This window comes from Achromobacter marplatensis (assembly GCF_002209535.1).
GTDB lineage: Bacteria > Pseudomonadota > Gammaproteobacteria > Burkholderiales > Burkholderiaceae_B > Achromobacter > Achromobacter marplatensis.
Map to the genome: position 1 here is coordinate 43,192 of NZ_NJIG01000002.1, position 20,868 is coordinate 64,059.

The following is a 20,868-nucleotide window of genomic DNA, read 5'->3' on the forward strand; positions in this document are numbered from 1 at the left end:
GGTCAGGCCTTGGCCAGACGCTTCAGGGCCAGTTGAACCCAGTACGTGCCACCCAGCGGCAGCAGTTCGTCGTTGAAGTCATAGCTGCCGTTGTGCAGCATGCAGGGGCCCAGGCCGTGGCCGCTGTCGCGGTGGTCGCCCGTGCCGTTGCCGATCCAGACGTAGCAGCCCGGCAGTTCCTGCAGCATGAAGGCGAAGTCTTCCGCGCCCATCGTGGGTTGCACGTGGTCGTTGACGTTGGCCTCGCCGACGATGTCGCGCAGCACGTCGGCACAGAACGCGGCTTCTTCGGCGTGGTTGATCGTGGGCGGGTAGTTGCGCTGGAACGTGAATTCAACCTCGCAGTCCATGGCCGCGCAGGTGTGGCGCGTGATCTCTTCCATACGGCGTTCGATCAGGTCCAGCACGTCCAGCGTGAAGGTGCGCACCGTGCCGCGCAATTCGGCGTGGTTCGGCACGACGTTGTCGGCGCTGCCGGCATGGATCTGCGTGATGCTGAGCACCGCCGCGTCCAGCGGGTTGCGGTTGCGCGTGATGATGGTCTGCAGCGACTGCGCCAGTTGCACCGCGGCCATGACGGGATCGATGCCCAGGTTGGGCATGCCGGCGTGCGTGCCCTTGCCCTTGACCACGATCGAGAATTCGTTGCTGGAGGCCATGATGGGGCCGGGCGTCAGGCCGAACTGGCCGGGCTTCATGCCGGGCCAGTTGTGCATGCCGAACACCGCTTCCATCGGGAAACGCTTGAACAAGCCGTCGTCGATCATGCGCTTGGCGCCGCCGCCGCCTTCTTCGGCGGGCTGGAAGATCACGTACACGATGCCCGCGTAATCGCGGTGCTGCGACAGGTATTGCGCCGCGGCCAGCAGCATGGCGGTGTGGCCGTCATGGCCGCACGCGTGCATCTTGCCTTCGTTCTTACTGGCGTGCGCAAAGGTGTTGACCTCTTGCATGGGCAGCGCATCCATGTCGGCGCGCAGGCCCACGGCGCGGTCGCCGGGCTGGTTGCCGCGGATGATGCCGACGACGCCCGTGCCACCCAGGCCGCGGTCGACTTCGATGCCCCATTCTTCGAGCTTGGCCGCCACCACGTCGGCGGTGCGGAATTCTTCGAAGGCCAATTCAGGATGCGCGTGGATGTCGCGGCGGATCTTGGAGATATCGTGATGCCAGGCGACGATGGGTTCGAGCAGTTTCATGGGGGAAGTCAGGCGGAATAAGGGAACGCAACAAGGTTATCATCAATCAAAAATCTATTTAATGGAGACAACTACCATGACGCGTCCGTGGCTTGCCCATTACCCGCAGGGGGTTCCGGCAGAGATCTCCACTGAGGGTTATTCCTCACTGGCCGACCTGCTGGACCGGGCCTGCAAGCAATACGCTTCGCGCATCGCCTGCACGGCGATGGGCAGCGACATCACCTATGCGCAACTGGACCGGCATGCGCGCGCGTTCTCCGGTTGGCTGCAAAGCCTGGGGCTGCCCAAGGGCGCCCGCGTTGCGCTGATGATGCCGAACGTGCCGGCGTATCTGGTCGGCATGCTGGGCACGCTGCGCGCCGGGCTCGTCGTGGTAAACGTCAACCCGCTCTACACGGCCGACGAACTTGAACGCCAGTTGCAGGACAGCGGCGCGTCCGTCATCCTGATCCTGGAAAACTTCGCGCACACGTTGCAGGCGGTGAAGAACCGCGGGCAGCTCAAGCACGTGGTCGTGACCGGGCCGGGCGACCTGCTGGGCGGCCTGAAGGCGCCGATCGTCAACTTCGCCGCGCGCCATATCAAGAAGATCGTGCCGGCCTGGCGGATCGACGGCGCGCGCATGCTGCCCAAGGTGCTGGACGACGGCGCGGGCCTGCCGTTCACGCAGCCCGTGCTGACGATGGACGACGTGGCGGTGCTGCAATACACCGGTGGCACCACCGGCGTGCCCAAGGGCGCCATGCTGTCGCACCGCAACCTGACGGCCAACGTGCTGCAAACGGAAGCCGTGGCGCAGCCCGTGGTGCATGACCTGGCGAACAGCCAGCTGACCATCATCAGCGCGCTGCCGCTCTATCACGTGTTCGCCATGACGGTTTGCGGCCTGTATGGCCTGCACGCGGGCATGCGCAACGTGCTCATCATCAATCCGCGCGATCAGCCGTCGCTGATCAATGCGTGGCGCAAGGTGCCGGTGAATCTGTTCCCCGGCGTCAATACGCTGTTCAACGCGTTGGCGCACAACCCGGATTTCGCGAAGCTGGATTTCTCGGCATTGCGCTTGACGCTGGGCGGCGGCATGGCCGTGCAGCAATCGGTGGCCGAACGCTGGCTGAAGATCACCGGCAGGCCGCTGATCGAAGGTTATGGCTTGTCCGAGACCTCGCCGGTGGCGACGGTGAACCCGACCAACGCCACGGCCTATTCGGGTTCCATCGGCTTGCCGTTGCCGTCCACCGACGTGGCCATCCTCGACGACGCCGGCCACGAAGTGCCGCTGGGCGAACGCGGGGAAGTGGGCATTCGCGGGCCGCAAGTCATGCTGGGGTACTGGCAGAAGCCCGAGGAAACGCGGCAGTCCATGACGGCCGACGGGTTCTTCCGCACGGGCGATATCGGCATCATGGACGAGCAGGGCTACACACGCATCGTGGACCGCAAGAAGGACATGATCGCGGTGTCCGGCTTCAAGGTCTATCCGAACGAGGTCGAGGCCGTGGTGGCGCAACTGCCGGGCGTGCTGGAATGCGCGGCGATCGGCGTGCCGGACGAGCACTCGGGCGAAGCTGTGAAGGTGTTCGTGGTCAAGAGCGATTCGTCGTTGACCGAGGCCCAGGTGCAGGACTGGTGCCGCGAAAAGCTGACGGGCTACAAGCGCCCGCGCTTCGTGGAATTCCGCGATGAACTGCCCAAGAGCAATGTGGGCAAGATCCTGCGCCGCGAGCTGCGGCCCGATGCGCCGGCCGCCGCGTCCGCGGGCAAAGCGACGGCCTGAAGCCCGGCTTCAGCCGGGCTTGGCGAGGTGTGGCGCGATCATCTCGTGCAGGGCGCGTTCGATGGCGGGGTTGCCCGCCACGACGCGTCCGCCGATCGGCCAGGGGTCCAGCTTGTGCATGTCTGTGCAGGTGCCGCCCGCTTCGCGCAGGATCAGCGTGCCGGCGGCCACGTCCCAGGGCGCCAGGCCCATTTCCCAATAACCGTCGTAACGGCCGCAAGCCGTCCATGCCAGGTCCAGCGCCGCTGCGCCCATGCGGCGCACGCCGCGCGCACGCTTGATGGCGTCGTCCAGCATGGGCATGTATTGCCCGGCGAATGAGAAGTCACGGAACGGGAAGCCCGTGGCCAGCACGGAGTCTTCGATCGTCTGCGTGCGCGAACACTTGATGCGGCGGCCGTTGAGCCAGGCGCCGATGCCGTACACCGCGGTGAACAGCTCTTCGCGGTTGGGGTCGTACACCACGCCGATCACGGGCGTGTCTTCCGCCAGGGTTTCGGTGGCTGATACCGCGGTGCCTGCGTGGGCGATCAGCGCGATCGACACGGCGTAGTGCGGGATGTCATGCAGGAAATTGGTGGTGCCGTCGAGCGGGTCGATGTACCAGGTGGCGATGCCCTTGGGCTTGCCGCCGGTCTCTTCGGCCACGATGCCGAACTTGGGCGTGCGGGTCTGCAGCTCCTGGATAATGACGGCCTCTGCCTCGCGGTCCGCCTGGGAGACGAGATCATTGCGCGCCTTGCGGTCGATCACGAGATCGGCGCGGTGATGCGCGTAGGATTGCAGGATGGCCGCACCGCCATGAGCCGCAGTGACGGCCGCGTCGATGGCGGCGCACAGGTCTATGGGCGAAGCCTGCGAACGGGGCTGATCATAGGTATCCATGTAAACCAGTGTAAGCCCATGTATGCGTCAAATCTGAGGCAAAGGCCTGAAACACGGGCGTCGGCGTGGTGTCCATCCAACGCCTGGGCGCCAGACGCTCGATAATTCGCCGTTGTCTCAACCTTGATTGTTTTCCCGGGATCCCATGTCTGCGCCTTATGTTCCCTTGACGCCCGCAGTGGTCGATATCGACGCTGACGGCAAGCTGTATAGCCCCGTGTATGGCGATGTTTATCACTCGCCATCGGGTGCGTTGGGGCAGGCGGAGCACGTGTTCCTGCGCGGCAACGGGCTGCCCGGCCGCTGGCAGGGCCGCAAGGGGTTCACCGTCTGCGAAACGGGTTTCGGCCTGGGGCTGAATTTCCTGGCGTTGTGGAAGGCGTGGCGCGAGGACCCGCAACGGTCCGCCACGCTGCACGTGATCTCGATGGAAGCCCATCCATTCACGCAAGAAGATCTGTCCGCCTTGTTGGCGCGCTATGTGCCGGAGCCGTTTGCGGTGCTGGCGCAGCGCCTGGCCGCACAGTGGCCCATGCTGCTGCCGGGGCTGCATCGCCTGGAATTCGAGAACGGCGCCGTCACGCTGACGCTTTGTTTTGGGCGGGCGCAGGTGCTGGCGCCACGCTTGAGCGCGCGGGTCGATGCCTTCTTCCTGGACGGGTTTGCCCCTGACCGCAATCCGGATATCTGGTCCGAGCCCCTGTTGCGCACGTTGGCCGATCTTGCGGCGCCGGGGGCGACGGTGGCGACCTGGGCCTGCACCGGCGCGCTGCGGCAAGCCTTGCAGGAAGCCGGTTTCGATGTGCGGCGCGAGCCGGGCTATGGCGGCAAATGGCACATGACGGTGGGCGAGGTCCGCGAGCGCGGCCGCGCGGCGGCGGCCGCAGGCGTGGACGCCGGCCACGCCGTGGTGGTGGGCGCGGGGCTGGCGGGCGCAGGAATCGCGCAAGCGCTGGCAGGCCGCGGCTGGCGTGTCACGGTGCTGGATGCGGGCCGGGCGCTGGGGGCGCCCGCGCATGCGGGCCATCTGGCTGCGGCGCTGACGCCGGTGGTGGCGCGTGACGACAATGCGCGGGCGCGGCTGTCGCGCGCGGGCAGCCAGCGCGCACTGGCCCGTTGGCAAGGCCTGGCCGGCGATGCGGCGCCGCGCGTGTGCGGCACCGTGCAGGTCGAGCGCGATGCGGGCAAGTCGGCTGCGCTGGCTGGCACCCTGGAAACCCTGGCGTTTCCGTCGGATTGGGTGCGTCAGGTGGATCGCGACGAGGCCAGCGCCCTGGCCGGCCTGCCGCTGGCCCGCGGCGGGGTGTTCTTTGCCCAGGGCATGCTGGTGCAGCCGAACCGGCTGATCGACGCGCTGCTGGCCACCCCGGGCGTGACGCTGCTTTCCGGCCAGGCGGCGCGTGTGGAGCCTAGCGGGCAGGGCTGGCGCGTGCTGGATGGGCAAGGCGCCGAATTGGTGGAGGCCCAGACGGTCATCCTGGCCAATGCGGCTGGCGCGCGCGGCGTACTGGCCGACAGTGGCCTGCTGGATCCCCTGCCGCGCGTGGCGCAGATGCATGCATTGACGGGCGAGGTAACGCTGGTGCCTGCCGAGGCGCTGTCGGGCGGCCCCCGTTGCATCGTCGGCGGGGAAGGGTATTTGCTGCCGGATGTGGGCGCAGGCTGCGTGGTGGGCAGCACGTACGTCCATGATGCGGCCGAGGCGCGGATCAGCGCAGACGGCCAGCGGGTCACGCTGGCCAAGGCGGCAGGGCTACTAAGCGGTCACTTCCCCGAATTCGACGCCCTGGTTCCGGGCAACCTGCCCGGTTGGGCCGGCTGGCGCGCCGTGTTGCCGGGACGCTTGCCGGCAGTGGGGGAATTGCCGCATGCTCGGGGCTTGTGGTTGGCGGTGGGCTACGCCTCGCGGGGGCTGTCTTGGTCGGCATTGATGGGCGACTTGATCGCTGCTCGCCTGGCGGGCGAGCCGTCGCCGCTGGAAACCGATCTGGCCCAACTTATTTCTCCACGGTGAAAAAAAGTCGGGCCGGTGACGGGCCTCGCAGTCAGGTGGCGTAGAATTGCAGTAATTGCCAGGATTTGGCGCCAAATAGGCCGCATTGGGCTCAAAATTGGCGTTTCGGCAGCGCACGGTCGTGTAGACCGATGGGCGCTGGCCGAGGGCTTTATGCCCCTTTTTTGGATGAGATCGCCTTCCAAAAGAGGGACCGAGTTTATTTCAAAGCTCAAATCCGTCAAAATAGCGTCTTTTGATGGTTTTTGGCTTAAGCCGGGGGATGCTCTGTGCCGCCCAAGTTCGACTTTGCCCATACTACCCAGCTCGATAATGTCGAGCTGCTGACGTCCCGCCCCAGTCGTTTCGATTTCGATGCGGGCGATGGGTTGCACCTGGTAGTCGAGGCGCATGCGCCTGGTGTTTTTCGCCTGCGCTGCGGCGAGGCGAACCACCTGAATGAAGATAAGCCCAGCGCGCGTGCGCGCGCCGTGGCGGAGATGCTGCTCGCGCGCCAAGAGGCCGTGGGCGAAGCCGCCATTGCCCCTCGCGAAGGCGGGGATGGCTGGCGCATTACCCAGGGCGACGTCGCCCTGGAGATCCAATCCAACCCCGTGCGTGTGGCGCTCTACCGCAACGAGGAACGGGTGTTCGAGTCCGAGGTTTCCGCGCATACGCCCGCATTTGGGCATAACGCGCTGGACCAGGACGATGACGCGGTCTGGTCTGCGGGGTTCACCCTGCAGGCGGATGACCGCGTCTTCGGCCTGGGCGAAACCCCGGGCGACCTGAACCGCCGCGAGGAATCGGTCGTTTCCGATGACCCCGAGCACCGCGCCTTGCCATTGGCATGGAGCCCGCGCGGCTGGGGAGTCTACGTGAACACCATGCGCCGCGTCGAGCACGCGGTGGGCGTCGCGCCCGCGGAATCGGCCTACGTGCTGACCGTGGACGATGCCGTGCTGGACGTGTTCCTGTTTGCCGGCGAACCCGCGGAAATCCTGAATCAGTACACCGCGCTGACCGGCCGTGCCGGCCAGCCTGTGTTGTGGGCGATGGGCGCGTGGCTGCAACAGGCCGCGGGCGAAATGCCGACGCAGACGGTGGCCCTGGTTGCCCGCATGCGTGAAAACCAGATCCCGGTGGATGCCGTGACTCTGGCGCAGCCTGCCGCCTGGGGCTTCCAGGCGGACAAGGCCGTTTTCGAATGGGACGCCCAGCGCTTCCCGGACGCCAAGCAGATGCTGGCGCTCTTCCACAAGCACAACGTGCACGTGTCGGCCTCCGGTTTCCCCGGCGTGCTGAAGACCAGCCCGCTGTTCGAAGAACTGGAAGACCGCGGCTGGCTGCTGACCAAGGATGACGGGTCGGCCCAGGTGTTCGACGGCAACGCCGCCACCTCCGGCCAGCCTTATGGCCTGCTGGACCTGACCTATCGCGACATCTACAACCAGTGGGTCGAGCGTCATCGCCAATTGGTCGAAGACGGACTGGACGCGCCCGCGTGCGACGCCCAGATCGCCATCCCCGACGGCGTGACCGCCCGCAACGGCGAAACCGGCCCGGCGCTGCGCAGCATGTATCCGCTGCTGGTGCGCCGCGCGCTGTTCGACGCTGTTGCCGGCCTGAAGGTGCCGCCGGAAGGCGTGGTGCCCAGCTCCGATCTGTTCCCCGCCGCCCAGCGCTTGCCGTGGCAAGTGGGGCCGCAAGTGGAAAACACCTGGGATGGCTTGCGCCACACCCTGCGTACCGCCTTGTCGATCGGCGCCAGCGGCGTGCCGGTGCAAGTGCATGGCATCGGTTCGGGCTCGCGCGACCGCTCGGGCATGACGTCTGAGCTGTACCTGCGCTGGCTGACGGTGGGCGTGTTCTCGGCGAACTTCTCGTTCCAGGGCGTTGAAGGCCTGATGCCTTGGGACTTCGGCGAAGAAACGCTGGCCCAGGCCAAGACTTGGATGCAGTGGCGCTACCGCCTGGTGCCCTATGTGCTGGGCGCCATCGAGGATTCGGCGCGCACCGGCCTGCCGGTGCAGCGTTCCATGGCCCTGTCGTTCCCGAACGATCCGCATGCCCATGAATGGGACCTGCAATACCTGTTGGGCCCGGCCCTGCTGGTGGCGCCGGTGACCGAACCCGGCAAGCAGGTGCGCGTGTACCTGCCCAAGGGCGAGGCCTGGTGGGACCTGAACACGGGGCATCGCTACGAAGGCGGCACCACCTGGACGATCGACTGCGAACTGGGCCAGTTCCCGGTTTTCGGCCGCGAAGGGCACATGCTCTGTCTGGGACCGGCCGCGCAGCATACGGGCGAGTTCAACTCGGCCCGCATCCTGGACGAAGTCTGGATGTTCGGCATGCCGGTGCATAACCCGGTCGTCATGCGCAACAAGATCCGCGTGATGCAGATGCAAGGCTCCAGCTACATCAAGGGGCTGGAAGGGCTGCGCATTTCGCCGTCCGAAGGCCTTGAGGTCAAGCGCCGGGGCGCGGAAGTCCGCATTTCCCGCGCTCGTTGACAGTAGCGTGGCCGGTTCGCCGGCCACCGCCACAAAAGGGCAGTCAGGAAGGCTTTCCTTCCTGACTGCCCTTTACGCCTTCTGTCCGGCACCGATTGCAGGATTCGAGATAGGCCCTGTCGGCCCGCCCTCCGGCGGCCACGGCGTTCTATATTACTTATAGTTATAGAAAATGAAAAAAACAGTCGTTCTCTTTAGAAGAGAAAAGATACAAAATCGCTTGCCATGATCCACATCGAGAACCTATCCAAGACCTATGCCACGCCGCATGGAGAATTCCAGGCGCTGCGAGGCATCAACCTGCATATTGCGCAGGGCGAGGTCTTCGGCATCATCGGCCCCAGCGGGGCCGGTAAAAGCACGCTGGTCCAGTGCATCAATTTGCTGGAACGTCCCAACCAAGGCACGATCGCCATCGGTGGGCAGCAACTGACCGGCCTGAATGAAGCGCAGCTGCGCGAGCAGCGGCGCCGCATCGGCATGGTGTTCCAGGGCTTCAACCTGCTGTCGCGCCGTACCGTCTACGGCAACGTCGCCTTGCCGCTGGAAATCGCCGGCGTTGCCAAGGCCGAGATCCCGGCCCGCGTCGAACGCCTGCTGGCGCTGGTGGGCCTGGAGCATCTGCGCGACCGCTATCCCAGCCAGATCAGCGGCGGCCAGAAGCAGCGCGTGGGCATTGCGCGCGCGCTGGCCAACAATCCGGACGTGCTGCTCAGCGATGAAGCCACGTCCGCGCTGGATCCGGAAACCACGCACAACATCCTGGCGCTGCTGCGCGACATCAACCGCAAGACCGGCGTGACCGTCGTCATGATCACGCACCAGATGGAAGTCGTGCGCGAGGTCTGCGACCGCGTCGCCGTCCTGTCGCAAGGCGAAGTGGTGGAAGTGGGCAGCACGCGGGAAGTGTTCGCACAGCCGCGCCACGACGTCACGCGCGGCATGGTGTCGGCCGCTACCGCGTCCGACCTGACCGACGCCACGCTGGCCGCCGTGAAGGAACGCATCGCCGCGCTGGCCGCCGCCAAGCCGGGTCAGGCCGTACGCCTGCTGCGCCTGTCGTTGACCGGCACGGACGCGTCGGGATCGTTCCTGTCGGATCTGTCCAAGCAGTACTCGCTGGACGTCGGCCTGGTGCAGGCCCGCGTCGAAGACATCCAGGGCGTGGCCGTGGGCACGATGTTCGTGCTGGCCCAAGGCGCGCCCGCCGCGGTCAAGGACGCGATTGCCGCGTTGACCGCCCGTGACATCACCGTTGAAGAAATAGCTCATGAGTCCGCAACTGATCGATCTGCTTATTACGTCGCTGCTTGACACCCTGCTGATGGTGGGTGTGGCCAGCGCCATCGCGGTGGTCATCGGCATTCCGCTGGGCGTGACGCTGACCGTGACCGCGCGCGGCAACATGCTGGAGAACCAGCCCGTCAACCACGTGTTGGGCGCCATCATCAATGCCACACGCTCGGTGCCGTTCGTGATCCTGATGGTCGCGATCATCCCGTTCACCCGCCTGGTCGCACAGACCTCCATCGGCACCACGGCCGCCATCGTGCCGCTGTCGGTGGCCGCCATCCCGTTCATGGCCCGCATTGCCGAGAACGCCATGCGCGAAGTGGATCCGGGGCTGATCACCGCCGCGCGCGCCATGGGCGCGTCGCCGATGCAGATCATCCTGAAGGTGCTGCTGCCCGAGGCTTTGCCCGGCCTGATCGCCGCCACCATCGTCACGGTCGTCAGCCTGATCGGCTATTCGGCGATGGCCGGCGCCATCGGCGGCGGCGGCTTGGGCGACCTGGCCATCCGCTACGGGTATCAACGTTTCCAATCGGACGTCATGGCCGCGGTCGTGATCGTGCTGATCGTATTGGTCCAGGCGATCCAAAGCCTTGGCGACCGCTTCGTGCGCCGCATGTCGCATCGCTGATCGCAACGGCGCCTATTCATTCTTCTCTCTACATCCGTTATTCGGGATATCGCAACATGAGCATCAAGGTTTTGAAGTCGCTGGCCGCGTTCGCCCTGGGCGCCGCCGTTTTTGCCCAGCCCGCGCTGGCCCAGGACAAGCCGCTGAAGGTTGGCGTCACCGCCGGCCCGCACGCCCAGATCTTTGATGTGGTCAAGGCCGAAGCCGCCAAGCAGGGCCTGAATATCCAGATCATCGAATTCACCGACTACGTGCAGCCCAACGTGGCGCTGGCCTCGGGCGACCTGGACCTCAACAGCTATCAGCACCAGCCCTATCTGGACAACGCCAACGCCGACCGCGGCTACAAGCTGGTCAGCATCGCCAAGACCGTGATTTTCCCGATCGGCATCTACAGCAAGAAGATCAAGTCGCTGGCCGAACTGAAAGACGGCGCCCGCATCGCGCTGCCGAACGATCCGACCAACGGCGGCCGCGCCCTGCTGCTGCTGCAAGCCAATGGCCTGATCAAGCTGCGTCCGGAAGCCGGCCTGAAGGCGACCCCGATCGACGTCGTCGAGAACAAGAAGAAGCTGCGCTTCATCGAGCTGGACGCCGCCCAACTGCCGCGTTCGCTGGACGATACCGACGCCTCGGCCATCAACACCAACTTCGCGCTGGAAGCCGGCCTGAACCCGACCAAGGACGCCATCGCCCAGGAATCGCCGGATTCGCCGTACGCCAACGTGCTGGTCGTGCGTGAGAAGGACAAGGACCGCCCCGAGTTCGCCAAGCTGGTCAGCGTCTATCACAGCCCGGCCGTGAAGCAGTTCATCGAGACCAAGTACAAGGGCGCCGTGGTGGCCGCCTGGTAAGTCCAGCGTCATCTGCCCGGAAGAACGGCAGCCCAGCGCGGCCGTTTTTCATGGGCGGCAAGCGAGTGGTCATGGCAGCTTGCCGCCAAACTTTTTGACAAGACCAAAAAAATCCGCCATAATTTCTGGCTTCGGTCGGGCTGATAGCTCAGTCGGTAGAGCAGCGGACTTTTAATCCGTTGGTCGCGAGTTCGAGTCTCGCTCAGCCCACCACCCCCCGCCTTTTTTACTGGGGCGGAAAGAGAATCAAGCACCAGCGAGTGATCGCGGTGCTTTTTTTTCGTCTGTACGATGCGAAGCGGCAGCGAGCCGGAGCAAAAACCCGGGCCCGACCATCGCTGCCTGCGCGTTAAAGGCTTGACCTTCACATCATTGGAACCTTTATCTTGGTCTGCATCTGAAGGGAAATCCCAGTAAAGGAGCAGTGATGAGCGCCACAGCAGACAGCACCGCGATCAGTCTTCCGATCGAAGGCATGACGTGCGCCTCGTGCGTTGGCCGCGTCGAGAAAGCCTTGAAAGCCGTGCCGGGCGTCCACAAGGCCAGCGTCAACCTGGCCACCGAACGCGCCGATATCACGTTTGACGGGACGCCGAACGTCGTCGCGGCTGTCCAGGCTGTTCAGAAGGCCGGTTACGCCGTCGCCGAGAACACCATCGAGCTGTCGGTGTCCGGCATGACGTGCGCCTCGTGCGTCGGCCGGGTCGAAAAGGCCTTGAAGGCCGTGCCGGGCGTCAGCGCCGCAACCGTCAACTTGGCCACCGAGCGTGCGCAGGTGACCGCCACCGGCGGCACGTCGCCGACCGCGCTGATCCAGGCTGTGGCCAAGGCGGGGTACGAGGCAAAAGTCCTTTCCGGCGAATCCACCGATACGGATGCGGTCGCCGAGCGCCAGGCCGCCGAGCTGAAATCGCTCAAGCGCGCGCTGACGATCGCTGCGCTCTTCGCGTTGCCCGTGTTCATCATGGAAATGGGCGCGCATCTGGTACCGGCGTTCCACCACGTCATCGCCGAAAGCATCGGCACGCAGAACAGCTGGTACATCCAGTTTGTGCTGGCGAGCATCGTCCTGTTCGGGCCCGGCCTGCGCTTCTTTCAGAAAGGCATCCCGGCGCTGCTGCGCGGCGCGCCTGACATGAATTCGCTGGTGGCGGTGGGCACGTCCGCCGCGTATGCCTATTCGGTGGTCGCGACCTTCGCGGCCGGGCTCCTGCCTGCCGGCACGGTCAATGTCTATTTCGAAGCCGCCGCGGTGATCGTGGCGCTGATCCTGCTTGGGCGCTATCTCGAGGCCCGAGCCAAGGGCAACACTTCCGAGGCCATCAAGCGCTTGCTGGGCCTGCAGGCCAAGACGGCGCGCGTCGTCCGCGACGGCGCCACGATTGAGCTTGCCATCGAAGACGTGGTCGCGGGCGACCTGATCGAAGTGCGCCCCGGCGAACGCGTTCCCGTGGACGGCGAGGTGGTGGAAGGCAGCAGCTTCATCGACGAATCCATGATCAGCGGCGAACCCGTTCCCGTGGAGAAAAGCCCGGGCGCGGAAGTCGTCGGCGGCACGGTCAACCAGAACGGCGCGCTGACGTTCCGCGCCACCAAGGTCGGCAACGACACCGTGCTGGCGCAGATCATCCGCATGGTCGAGCAGGCGCAGGGCTCCAAGCTGCCGATCCAGGCCATGGTGGACCGCATCACGATGTGGTTCGTGCCGGCCGTTATGGCGGCGGCGGTGGTGACCTTCATCATCTGGCTCACGTTCGGACCCGAGCCTGCGCTGACGTTCGCGCTGGTCAATGCGGTGGCCGTGCTGATCATTGCCTGCCCCTGCGCCATGGGCCTGGCCACGCCGACCTCCATCATGGTGGGCACCGGGCGCGCGGCGCAGATGGGCGTGCTGTTCCGCAAGGGCGAAGCCTTGCAGTCCCTGAAGGACGCCAAGGTAGTGGCGGTGGACAAGACCGGCACGCTGACCAAGGGCCGCCCCGAACTCACGGACCTTATCGTCGCCTCCGGCTTTGAGCGGTCCGCCGTATTGGGCAAGGTGGCGACGGTGGAGGCGAAATCCGAGCACCCCATCGCACAGGCGATTGTCGACGCCGCCCGGGCGCAAGGCATTTCCCTGGGCGCCATCGAGCAATTCCAGTCGATCACCGGTTTCGGCGTCAGCGCTCGCGTGGACGGCGACCTGGTCGAGATCGGTGCCGACCGCTACATGCGGGACCTGGGCCTGGATGTCGCCACGTTCGGCCAGGACGCAGCGCGCCTTGGCGACGAAGGCAAGACGCCCCTGTATGCGGCGGTCAATGGACGGCTGGCTGCCATGATCGCCGTGGCCGACCCGATCAAGGAAACGACGGCCGCCGCGATCCGGGCGCTGCACGACCTGGGCCTGAAGGTCGCCATGATCACCGGTGACAACCGGCGCACGGGCGAGGCGATTGCTCGCCAGCTTGGCATCGACGAGGTGATCGCGGAAGTGCTGCCTGACGGCAAGGTCGCTGCCGTGCAGCGCCTGAAGCAGCAGTACGGTCCTATTGCCTACGTGGGCGACGGCATCAATGATGCGCCGGCGCTGGCCGAAGCCGATGTGGGCCTGGCGATCGGCACCGGCACGGACATCGCTATCGAGGCGGCGGACGTGGTGCTGATGTCTGGCGACCTGGGTGGAGTGCCCAACGCCATCGCCTTGTCCAAGGCCACCATCCGCAACATCAAACAGAACCTGTTCTGGGCGTTCGCTTACAACGTGGCCTTGATTCCCGTCGCGGCCGGCCTGCTGTACCCCGTCAACGGCAGCCTGCTGTCACCGGTGTTCGCAGCCGGCGCCATGGCGCTGTCCAGCGTCTTCGTCCTGAGCAATGCGCTGCGCCTGCGCCGCTTCGTGGCTCCGTTCGCCGTCAAGGCCTGAGGCCGGCCGGGCATCGTGCGCGGGGGAGGCTTCCCCGCGCTTTCCTGGCCTAAGACAAGGTCCGGGTGGCCGCGCCCGACAGGTCATGCAGGCTCAGCCCGCAACCGCGGGCGCGCTCGGCGAGGGATTCGCTCTGCGCTAGCGCTCGCCGGCTTTCTTCCAAAAGCACGTCCAATTGCTCCTGCAAGGTGGCGGCCATGAGCCAGGCCCTTTCCGCGAACAACTCGGCGAACTGGTCCACGCAGGGCTTGCAGATGGCGGCGCCGTTCTTGTCCAGCAGCGGCACGCCTTGGGCCAGCGTGGATTGGCAAAACGTACAGGCGAGTGCGCAGTTCATGCGTAGGGCGGCTCATCGTCGGGTTGGCGGGCGGCGCCGCAGTAAACGGCGCCTTGCCCCTAGACAACGGCCTGGCGGGCCAACTCTTAAGCCGGCGCAAATCCCTAGGACAAAGCGAGTCGGCCGAAAGGATGAGCCAGCCGGCGACGCTTACGCCGCATAGGCGGGCCGCAGGGCCACCGGGGCGGGTTCCGTCGCCATGTCGATGATGGTTTCGGCGGGTACCTTGAAGAAGGCCGCGGTGGCGGCCAGGCGCTTGGCCTGATCCTCCAGCGAGGACGCGGCCGCCGCGGCCTGCTCGACCAAAGCGGCGTTTTGCTGCGTCACGTCGTCCATCTGCGTGACGGCACGGTTGATCTGGTCGATGCCGATGGACTGTTCGGTGGACGCCTCGGTGATCTCGGCCATGATCTGGGTCACGCGCTGCACCGAGGTCACGATTTCCTGCATGGTCTCGCCGGCCTCGCGCACCTGCGCGGCGCCGCTGTCCACGTTGTTGGTGGATTGCTCGATCAGGTCCTTCACTTCGCGGGCGGCTTGTGCGCTGCGTTGCGCCAGCGAACGCACCTCGCCCGCCACGACGGCGAAGCCCTTGCCCTGTTCGCCCGCACGGGCGGCCTCCACCGCGGCGTTCAGTGCCAGGATGTTGGTCTGGAAGGCAATGCCGTCGATCACCGAAACGATCTCGGCGATGCGGCGCGAGCTGTCGGAGATGCGCGTCATAGTCTGGACGACCTGGTCGACGGCCTGGCCGCCGCGCAGCGCCACGCCGCGGCTTTCGGCCGCGAGCGCGTTGGCCTGGTGGGCGTGTTCGGTGTTCTGCTTCACGGCCGTGGCCAGCTCTTCCATGCTGGCCGCGGTTTCCTCCAGGGAGGCGGCCTGTTCTTCCGTGCGCGAGGACAAGTTGGTGTTGCCCGACGAGATCTCGGCAGCGCCGGTGTTGATCTCGTTCACGCTGCGGCGCACGTCGGCGACGGTGCGGGTCAGGCTGTCCTGCATGCGCTTGAGCGCCGCGAACAGCACGCCGATCTCATTGTGGGCGCCGACGGCCACGCGTTGGGTCAGGTCGCCCGAGGCGATGCGGTCGAAGTGCAGCGCGGCGTCTTTCAGCGGCAACAGCACCTGACGGCTGATGAAGCGCCAGCATCCGGCGGCCAGGACGACGGCCAGAACCAGCATGATGATCGTGGCCAGTTCCGCCTGGTTGTAGCGCTGATCGGACGCGTCGTTGATCTGGGCAGCGCGCCGTTCGGTGTGCGCCAGGAAGGCGGTGACCCGTTCTTCGAAGCGGGTGTCGGCCGAGCGGGCCTCGGTGACGGCGGTAACGTAGTTCTCCGCGGACTGCTTTTGCAGGGCCTCGCCCAGCGCATCGATGCTGCGCACATAGGCGTTGAAAATGCCGTCCAGGTCAGCCGTCAGTTTCTGCGCCGCCTCGGTGACTTTGGGCACGCGTTGGAACGTGGCGTAGCGTTGGCGGGCGTCAGCCAGGAACTTGCCGGCCTGGTCCACGCTGGCTTGCGCCTGCGCGCCGCGGCCGGCTTCCACATCCAGGTAGGCGGCCACCAGCGTGATGCGGGTGCGCAGCAGCAGCACCTGGGTTTCGTAGAGCGGGCGGGTCTGTTCGGTGGCGACGCGGTTCAGGTCGTCGACGGCGTCGTCGGCCGCGCGGGCGAACACCCAGCCCATGCTGGTGGCGCCGGCCAGGGCCAGCACGAAAAGGACCAGGACCGCGAGCAGTCCGGTTCGGATTTTCAGGTTCTTAAGCATGCGCACGGCTCCGGCATAAGGCCGCCGGCAGGGCTGGCAGCCAAGATCTAGTGGTAAACCCGTGGCAAATGTAAGTGTGATTTACATTTTTAACAATTGATCATTTTTCACTGGGACATTCTGGTTTTGGCAACGCGAGGGGGGCAGCGTGCGGCCAGGAATGCCTGGGCCGGCGGCAGGCGCGCGCGGTCAGAACAGGGGAGAAGCGTCGCTACGGATGAAGCGCAGGAACCGTTGGGCGGCATCCGGCAAGGGCCGGGAGACATGCGTCTGGACCTGGATCTGTCCGCCGTTGAGCAGCGCGTCGTCCACAGGGCGGCAGACCAGCCGGCCCGAGTCCAGATGCTCGGCCGCCGACAGGCGCGCGCACAGGGTCACGGCATTTCCGGTCAGCAGATAGTTGTAGACCGCCTCGGGGTGGTTGGACGTGAAGGCGGGCGACAGGGTGGTGTTGTACAGGCTGGAGGCCATGTCGAGCACCCGGCGCAAGGCGCTGCCGCCTTCGGGCAGGGCCAGGGGATAGGCCGACAATTGGGTCAGGACTAGCGGCGACGTTGAAGGCAGGACGCCGACGCCGGCCAGCGGGTGGCCGGGCCGCATCACGGCGACGATCTCGGCTGGGCCCGCGACGATCACGGCGATGTCCTTTTCGGCCGCATGGCTATACGTGAAGCCGATGTCCGCCTGTGCCGAGCGCACGCGTTCCGTGACCAGACCAGCATCCAGGATGGTCAGGTTAAAGCGCACGGAAGGGTGTTCGGCCTGGAAGGCGGCGAATTTGCGCGGCAGCGCCTGGGCCGCGAAGCCGTGGGCGCCGGCGACCTTCACCGTCTGGGTAAAGCGGCCGTTCTGCCCGCCGATCTCGGCATAGGTGCGCGCCGCGTCGGCTTCCACTCGGCGTGCATGATCCGCCAGGATGCGGCCCACTTCCGTCACGCGCATGCCCTTGGGGTGACGTTCGAACAGCTGGTTCTGCAACCGTTGTTCCAGGCCGGCGATTTGTCGGCTGACCGCGGAACTGACCACGTTCAGGCGCGCGGCCGCGCCATTGACGGACCCGGTGTCGACGACGGTCAGGAAATAACGAAGCGCGGTGCTATCGAATTGGAATCGCTTCATTGATGTGAATGCCGTAAATCTCAATGTCGAGTCCAGGCGGTTGGCAGCCGCAAAAATAGCGCGCGAGGGGCAGGTGGCAGTGGGATAGCCGCCCGCCACGGCGTCTTGTGAACGCGCAGGCCAACAGGTACGGACCAGGGAAGCGATGGCGGGTTGCGCCATGGATAGGCCGACAAGCGTCATCCGGAGAGTCCGGCGCGCCAGGACGCCAGCCCCGACGTGGCGGGACGGGCCGATGTGCCAGGGGTGGAATTTATTCCAGCTCCACCTTTTGCCACAATCGCAAATTTATCAATATTGCATTCTAATTTCGGCAATCGCGGCCGGCCTTGGCTTGATGCCGTTGCCGGCAAGCCTCGGAAATGCAAAACGCGCCCGAAGGCGCGTGCAAGAGTAGAAGGCGAGGGCGGCTTAGTCCACGACGAAACCACCGGGGCCGCTATGGCCCAGCAGCTCGCGTGCGCATTGCATCGCTTCGCCAGGCGTTGCCACCGCCAGGAACGGCATGCCGAACGCACGGGCCATTTTCTCGCCCTGCTTGCGGACCTTGTCCAGCGCATCGGTGTCGCGTTCGACCGCGATGAAAGCCCGGCAACGCGCTTTCAGCCGCGGCATGTTGGTGGTCTGCCATTCGATCATGGCCTTGCGGTCTTCATGGCCGGCTTCCTGGCGCATGTCGGGCACGACCATGACGAAGGTCTGCGGGTTGTCCACCAGCAATTCCATTTCGCGAATCCAGCTGGTCGAATAGCCCTTGGGCGCGCCGCCGTGCTTGGCGGTGACGATCGGAAATTGGGACAGGTCGTGGAAGAAAAACTGATCGCGGTTCATTCGAATTCTCCGTGGGGGTGGGCAGGCGCGCCGGGCTTGCAGCCGCAGCCGCCATAGAGCACCAGACTGTAGGAATCCAGCGCGAAGCCGCTGCGCTTGGCGATCTTCCTGACCAATTGCGCCATGGCGGGATCGCTGGATTCCAGGATCTGCCCGCAATGCGTGCAGACCATGTGGTCGTGGTGCCCCTTGTCGTTGAGCTCGAACACGGTGGTGTGCGCGTCGAGCTGAGTACGTTTGAGTAGGCCGGCGTCCTCAAGTTGCGTAATGACGCGATAAACCGTCGCCAGACCGATGCTGCTGTGGTCCGAGATGAGGCTGCGGTAGACGTCTGCCGCGCTCATGTGCTGATTGGCCCGCTGATAAAAGATGTCCAGGATCTTCAGCCGGGGGAAGGTGGCTTTGATGCCGGCGTCGCGCAGCCGCGTGGTGTCCATGTGGTTTCTCCGTTCGGGGGGCTGATGCCCGACTGATGAGAATGATGTACATTTTCAACTGAACCCGCTAACGGGAACCCGTCAACCTGTAGCTCAAACCTGCCAACCATGCTTCATGTGGCTATCGCCGACCCGCTTCCCGACGTGCTGCTGACTCCGTTCAGCGTGCAAGGGCGGCGCGAGTCCAAAGGCATTGCCGTGCCCTCGCATGTCCATGCCGAGGGCATGTTGGTGCTTGTGCACGAGGGGCTGGTGGTGGTGCAGGCCGGGGCAGAGGTCTGGACGGTAATGCCGGGCAGCCTGGGCTGGATTCCGCCGGGTACGCCGCATGGCGCGCGCTGGTTCGGGGATGCGCGCGGTTCGTTCCTGTATGTGCGGCGCGACGTGTGCGACCGCCTGCCGGCGCACTGCCGTTCCTGGCCGTCGTCCAAGCTGATCGAGGCCCTGATCGACCGCTTCACCAGCAACCAGGACGGCGGGGTGTCGGGCGCCTATCAGGCGCAGCTGTTCGAGGTGCTGCTGCAAGAGCTCAAGCACCGCGAACACGCGCCGCAATTGCTGCCCATGCCGGTTGACGCACGACTGCAGGACCTGGCCAATACCTTGCTGGATACGCCGGACGATACCGCCGGCATCGACGAATGGGCGCAGCGGCTGAACATGTCTTCACGCACGCTGATGCGCCGCTTCCGTCAGGAAACCGGCGTGACGCTGGGGCAATGGCGGCAGCAGGCCCGGTTGCTGCGCGCGCTGGAAATGCTGAGCCGGGGCGGGTCGGTGACCGAAGCCGCGCTGTCGGTCGGCTACGAAAGCACCAGCGCGTTCATCGGCAGCTTTCGCAGCGCCTTCGGCATGACGCCGACGCGCTACCTGGCCGACCGCTGACCGCGCGGGGCCGCGGCCTTCCGCCTTTACGCATCTTCACGTTTCTCCGACATTTTTGCGGATCTTCATTCGCGCCCTGTCCCTAGTATGGCGTCAGGGGTGGGCGGCTGCGTTCGTCCACCCATGATGCTTTTGGGGTGAGAAATGAATGACCTTTCGAAGCCGCATCGCACCGGTGCGCTGCTTATCCATGGGTTGGGCGGTACGGAGTTCGATATGGGCGCGCTGCACAAGGTGCTGGCGCGCGCGGGCGTGGAAACGCACGGCGTGACGTTGCCCGGCCACGCCGGACAGCCCGAAGACCTGCTGGATGTGCGGGTAGAGGACTGGATGGCCGTGGTGACCCAGCGCTATCGCGAGCTTTGCGGGCAATACGAGGTGGTGCACGTGATCGGCATGTGCCTGGGGGCGCTGCTGGCCGTGGAATTGTGCAAGCGGGAATCGCACACGCGTGGCGCGCTGGTGGTGCTGTCGGCCCCCGTGTTCCTGGATGGCTGGAGCACGCCCTGGTATCGCGGCCTGCGGTATCTGCTGTACCACGTGCCGGGTGTGCCGCGCCGTATCCGGGTGCAGGAAGAAGACCCCTACGGCGTGAAAAGCGAGCTGGTGCGCGCGTTCATCAAGGCCGGCTTCGCGCGCGGCGACGGCTTTCATTACCAGTGGGTGCCGTTGGCCTGCGTACGGCAGGTGGACCGCCTGCGCGGCATGGTCCAGCAAGGGCTTGAGCATCTGGATTGCCCGACCCTGATCATGCATGCGGAAGAAGACGAGCTGACCAGTCCGCGATCCGCCCGCTTCCTGGGTTCCCGCATCCCTGGCGCGACGGTGGTGATGCTGCAAGACAGCTATCACATGATCTGCGTCGACCACGAGCGTGACCGCGTCATGCGCGACGTGCTGGCCTTCCTGGGCAGGGACCCCGACCTGGTGCGGGTGCGCAAGCGGCCGGCGGCCGCCGATGCGGGTGTGCCGGCTCAGGCCGCTGCGGGCTGGTCCGGCAGCAGCGGACCTTGCGGGTCGTTTTCCGCATCCGGCCGGGGTGGCACCGGCGGCAAGCCCAGCCCCATGCGCAGACGCTGGCAATCGGGGTTGGGCGAGCCGTCCGGCATCCAGATGTCGAATTCGCGGCACGGGGTGGGGCGGTTTTCGTAGATGGCGCAGTGGATGCCCGGCTGGCCGAGTTCGCCGCGCAACGAGATGCAGCGGCCGCCGCCCATCTCGGTGCCCTTCATACAGGCGCGCAGCGGGCTCATCTGGGTGACCAGTTCCACGGGGACGTGGCCGCCGTTTTCACCTGCCAGTTCGCCGCAATAGAACGACACCCTGAAGTGGGAGCAACAAGCTCCGCAATCGAGGCAGGGGTTGGCGTCCGGCTTGTCACCGGCCAGCACGGCGGGTGAAACGAACGTCAGAACAGCGGTCTCTAGCAGGGACAT

General features: G+C 65.6%; 16 protein-coding genes, 1 tRNA gene and 1 pseudogene. 10 read left to right on the plus strand and 8 right to left on the minus strand.

Translation table 11 applies throughout. From position 1 onward, the window contains the following. Positions 1-2: 2 nt before the first annotated feature. Positions 3-1,199: a M20 aminoacylase family protein gene (locus CEY09_RS03780; protein WP_006226285.1), complete on the minus strand. Its 1,197-nt coding sequence runs from the start codon at positions 1,197-1,199 to the stop codon at positions 3-5. A 76-nt stretch (positions 1,200-1,275) separates the two neighbouring features. Between CEY09_RS03780 and CEY09_RS03785 the strand changes: the two genes are divergently transcribed. Beyond that, complete coding sequence (locus tag CEY09_RS03785; RefSeq protein WP_167390013.1) at positions 1,276-2,979, plus strand: AMP-binding protein; 1,704 nt, start codon at positions 1,276-1,278, stop codon at positions 2,977-2,979. A gap of 9 nt (positions 2,980-2,988) precedes the next feature. On the opposite strand, the gene CEY09_RS03790 is transcribed toward CEY09_RS03785, so the two are convergent. Continuing rightward, on the minus strand, positions 2,989-3,864 hold the full coding sequence (locus CEY09_RS03790) for an inositol monophosphatase family protein (protein WP_088587634.1): 876 nt from the start codon (positions 3,862-3,864) through the stop codon (positions 2,989-2,991). A 145-nt stretch (positions 3,865-4,009) separates the two neighbouring features. Here CEY09_RS03790 and mnmC point away from each other — a divergent pair, with 145 nt between their 5' ends. The 7 genes from mnmC to CEY09_RS03825 all read left to right on the plus strand — a co-directional run bounded on the left by mnmC (position 4,010) and on the right by CEY09_RS03825 (position 14,056). Further along, positions 4,010-5,878, plus strand: coding sequence for a bifunctional tRNA (5-methylaminomethyl-2-thiouridine)(34)-methyltransferase MnmC2/FAD-dependent 5-carboxymethylaminomethyl-2-thiouridine(34) oxidoreductase MnmC1 (mnmC, locus tag CEY09_RS03795; protein WP_088587635.1), 1,869 nt, complete (start codon positions 4,010-4,012; stop codon positions 5,876-5,878). Between the two features lie 269 nt (positions 5,879-6,147). Then, on the plus strand, positions 6,148-8,373 hold the full coding sequence (locus CEY09_RS03800) for a glycoside hydrolase family 31 protein (RefSeq protein ID WP_088587636.1): 2,226 nt from the start codon (positions 6,148-6,150) through the stop codon (positions 8,371-8,373). A gap of 225 nt (positions 8,374-8,598) precedes the next feature. Beyond that, the gene (locus CEY09_RS03805) at positions 8,599-9,687 is read left to right on the plus strand and encodes a methionine ABC transporter ATP-binding protein (RefSeq protein WP_088587637.1); all 1,089 of its coding nucleotides are present in this window, start codon (positions 8,599-8,601) and stop codon (positions 9,685-9,687) included. Next, a complete protein-coding gene (locus tag CEY09_RS03810; protein ID WP_006226291.1) occupies positions 9,644-10,297 on the plus strand; it encodes a methionine ABC transporter permease in 654 nt (217 codons plus the stop codon). The genes CEY09_RS03805 and CEY09_RS03810 overlap by 44 nt, the downstream gene beginning before the upstream one ends. A 56-nt stretch (positions 10,298-10,353) precedes the next feature. Continuing rightward, entirely contained in the window at positions 10,354-11,151 is a 798-nt protein-coding gene (locus CEY09_RS03815) for a MetQ/NlpA family ABC transporter substrate-binding protein (protein ID WP_088587638.1), read from the plus strand. Positions 11,152-11,288: 137 nt separating this feature from the next. Continuing rightward, positions 11,289-11,364, plus strand: a tRNA-Lys gene (locus CEY09_RS03820). 214 nt (positions 11,365-11,578) lie between these two features. Beyond that, complete coding sequence (locus CEY09_RS03825) at positions 11,579-14,056, plus strand: heavy metal translocating P-type ATPase (protein WP_088587639.1); 2,478 nt, start codon at positions 11,579-11,581, stop codon at positions 14,054-14,056. 49 nt (positions 14,057-14,105) lie between these two features. Here the strand turns inward: CEY09_RS03825 and CEY09_RS03830 are convergent, their stop codons facing one another. From CEY09_RS03830 to CEY09_RS03850, 5 genes are all read right to left on the minus strand, one after another. Continuing rightward, a complete protein-coding gene (locus tag CEY09_RS03830) occupies positions 14,106-14,393 on the minus strand; it encodes a ClpX C4-type zinc finger protein (RefSeq protein ID WP_006226294.1) in 288 nt (95 codons plus the stop codon). Between the two features lie 150 nt (positions 14,394-14,543). Beyond that, positions 14,544-16,160: a methyl-accepting chemotaxis protein gene (locus tag CEY09_RS03835; RefSeq protein ID WP_088587640.1), complete on the minus strand. Its 1,617-nt coding sequence runs from the start codon at positions 16,158-16,160 to the stop codon at positions 14,544-14,546. 189 nt (positions 16,161-16,349) lie between these two features. Continuing rightward, positions 16,350-17,279 carry a LysR family transcriptional regulator gene (locus tag CEY09_RS03840; RefSeq protein ID WP_088587641.1) on the minus strand — a complete coding sequence of 310 codons (930 nt, stop codon included), beginning with the start codon at positions 17,277-17,279 and terminating at the stop codon, positions 16,350-16,352. Positions 17,280-17,690: 411 nt separating this feature from the next. Next, complete coding sequence (locus tag CEY09_RS03845) at positions 17,691-18,110, minus strand: hypothetical protein (protein ID WP_088587642.1); 420 nt, start codon at positions 18,108-18,110, stop codon at positions 17,691-17,693. Beyond that, the gene (locus CEY09_RS03850; RefSeq protein ID WP_088587643.1) at positions 18,107-18,547 is read right to left on the minus strand and encodes a transcriptional repressor; all 441 of its coding nucleotides are present in this window, start codon (positions 18,545-18,547) and stop codon (positions 18,107-18,109) included. The genes CEY09_RS03845 and CEY09_RS03850 overlap by 4 nt, the downstream gene beginning before the upstream one ends. A gap of 108 nt (positions 18,548-18,655) precedes the next feature. On the opposite strand from CEY09_RS03850, the gene CEY09_RS03855 reads away from it, so the two are divergent. Together CEY09_RS03855 and CEY09_RS03860 are read left to right on the plus strand one after the other, a co-directional pair. Continuing rightward, a complete protein-coding gene (locus tag CEY09_RS03855; RefSeq protein WP_088587644.1) occupies positions 18,656-19,432 on the plus strand; it encodes a helix-turn-helix transcriptional regulator in 777 nt (258 codons plus the stop codon). Positions 19,433-19,576: 144 nt separating this feature from the next. Beyond that, positions 19,577-20,290: pseudogene (locus tag CEY09_RS03860) on the plus strand (alpha/beta hydrolase); the annotation flags it as partial. 116 nt (positions 20,291-20,406) lie between these two features. On the opposite strand, the gene CEY09_RS03865 reads toward CEY09_RS03860, so the two are convergent. Continuing rightward, entirely contained in the window at positions 20,407-20,868 is a 462-nt protein-coding gene (locus CEY09_RS03865; RefSeq protein WP_088587645.1) for a YkgJ family cysteine cluster protein, read from the minus strand.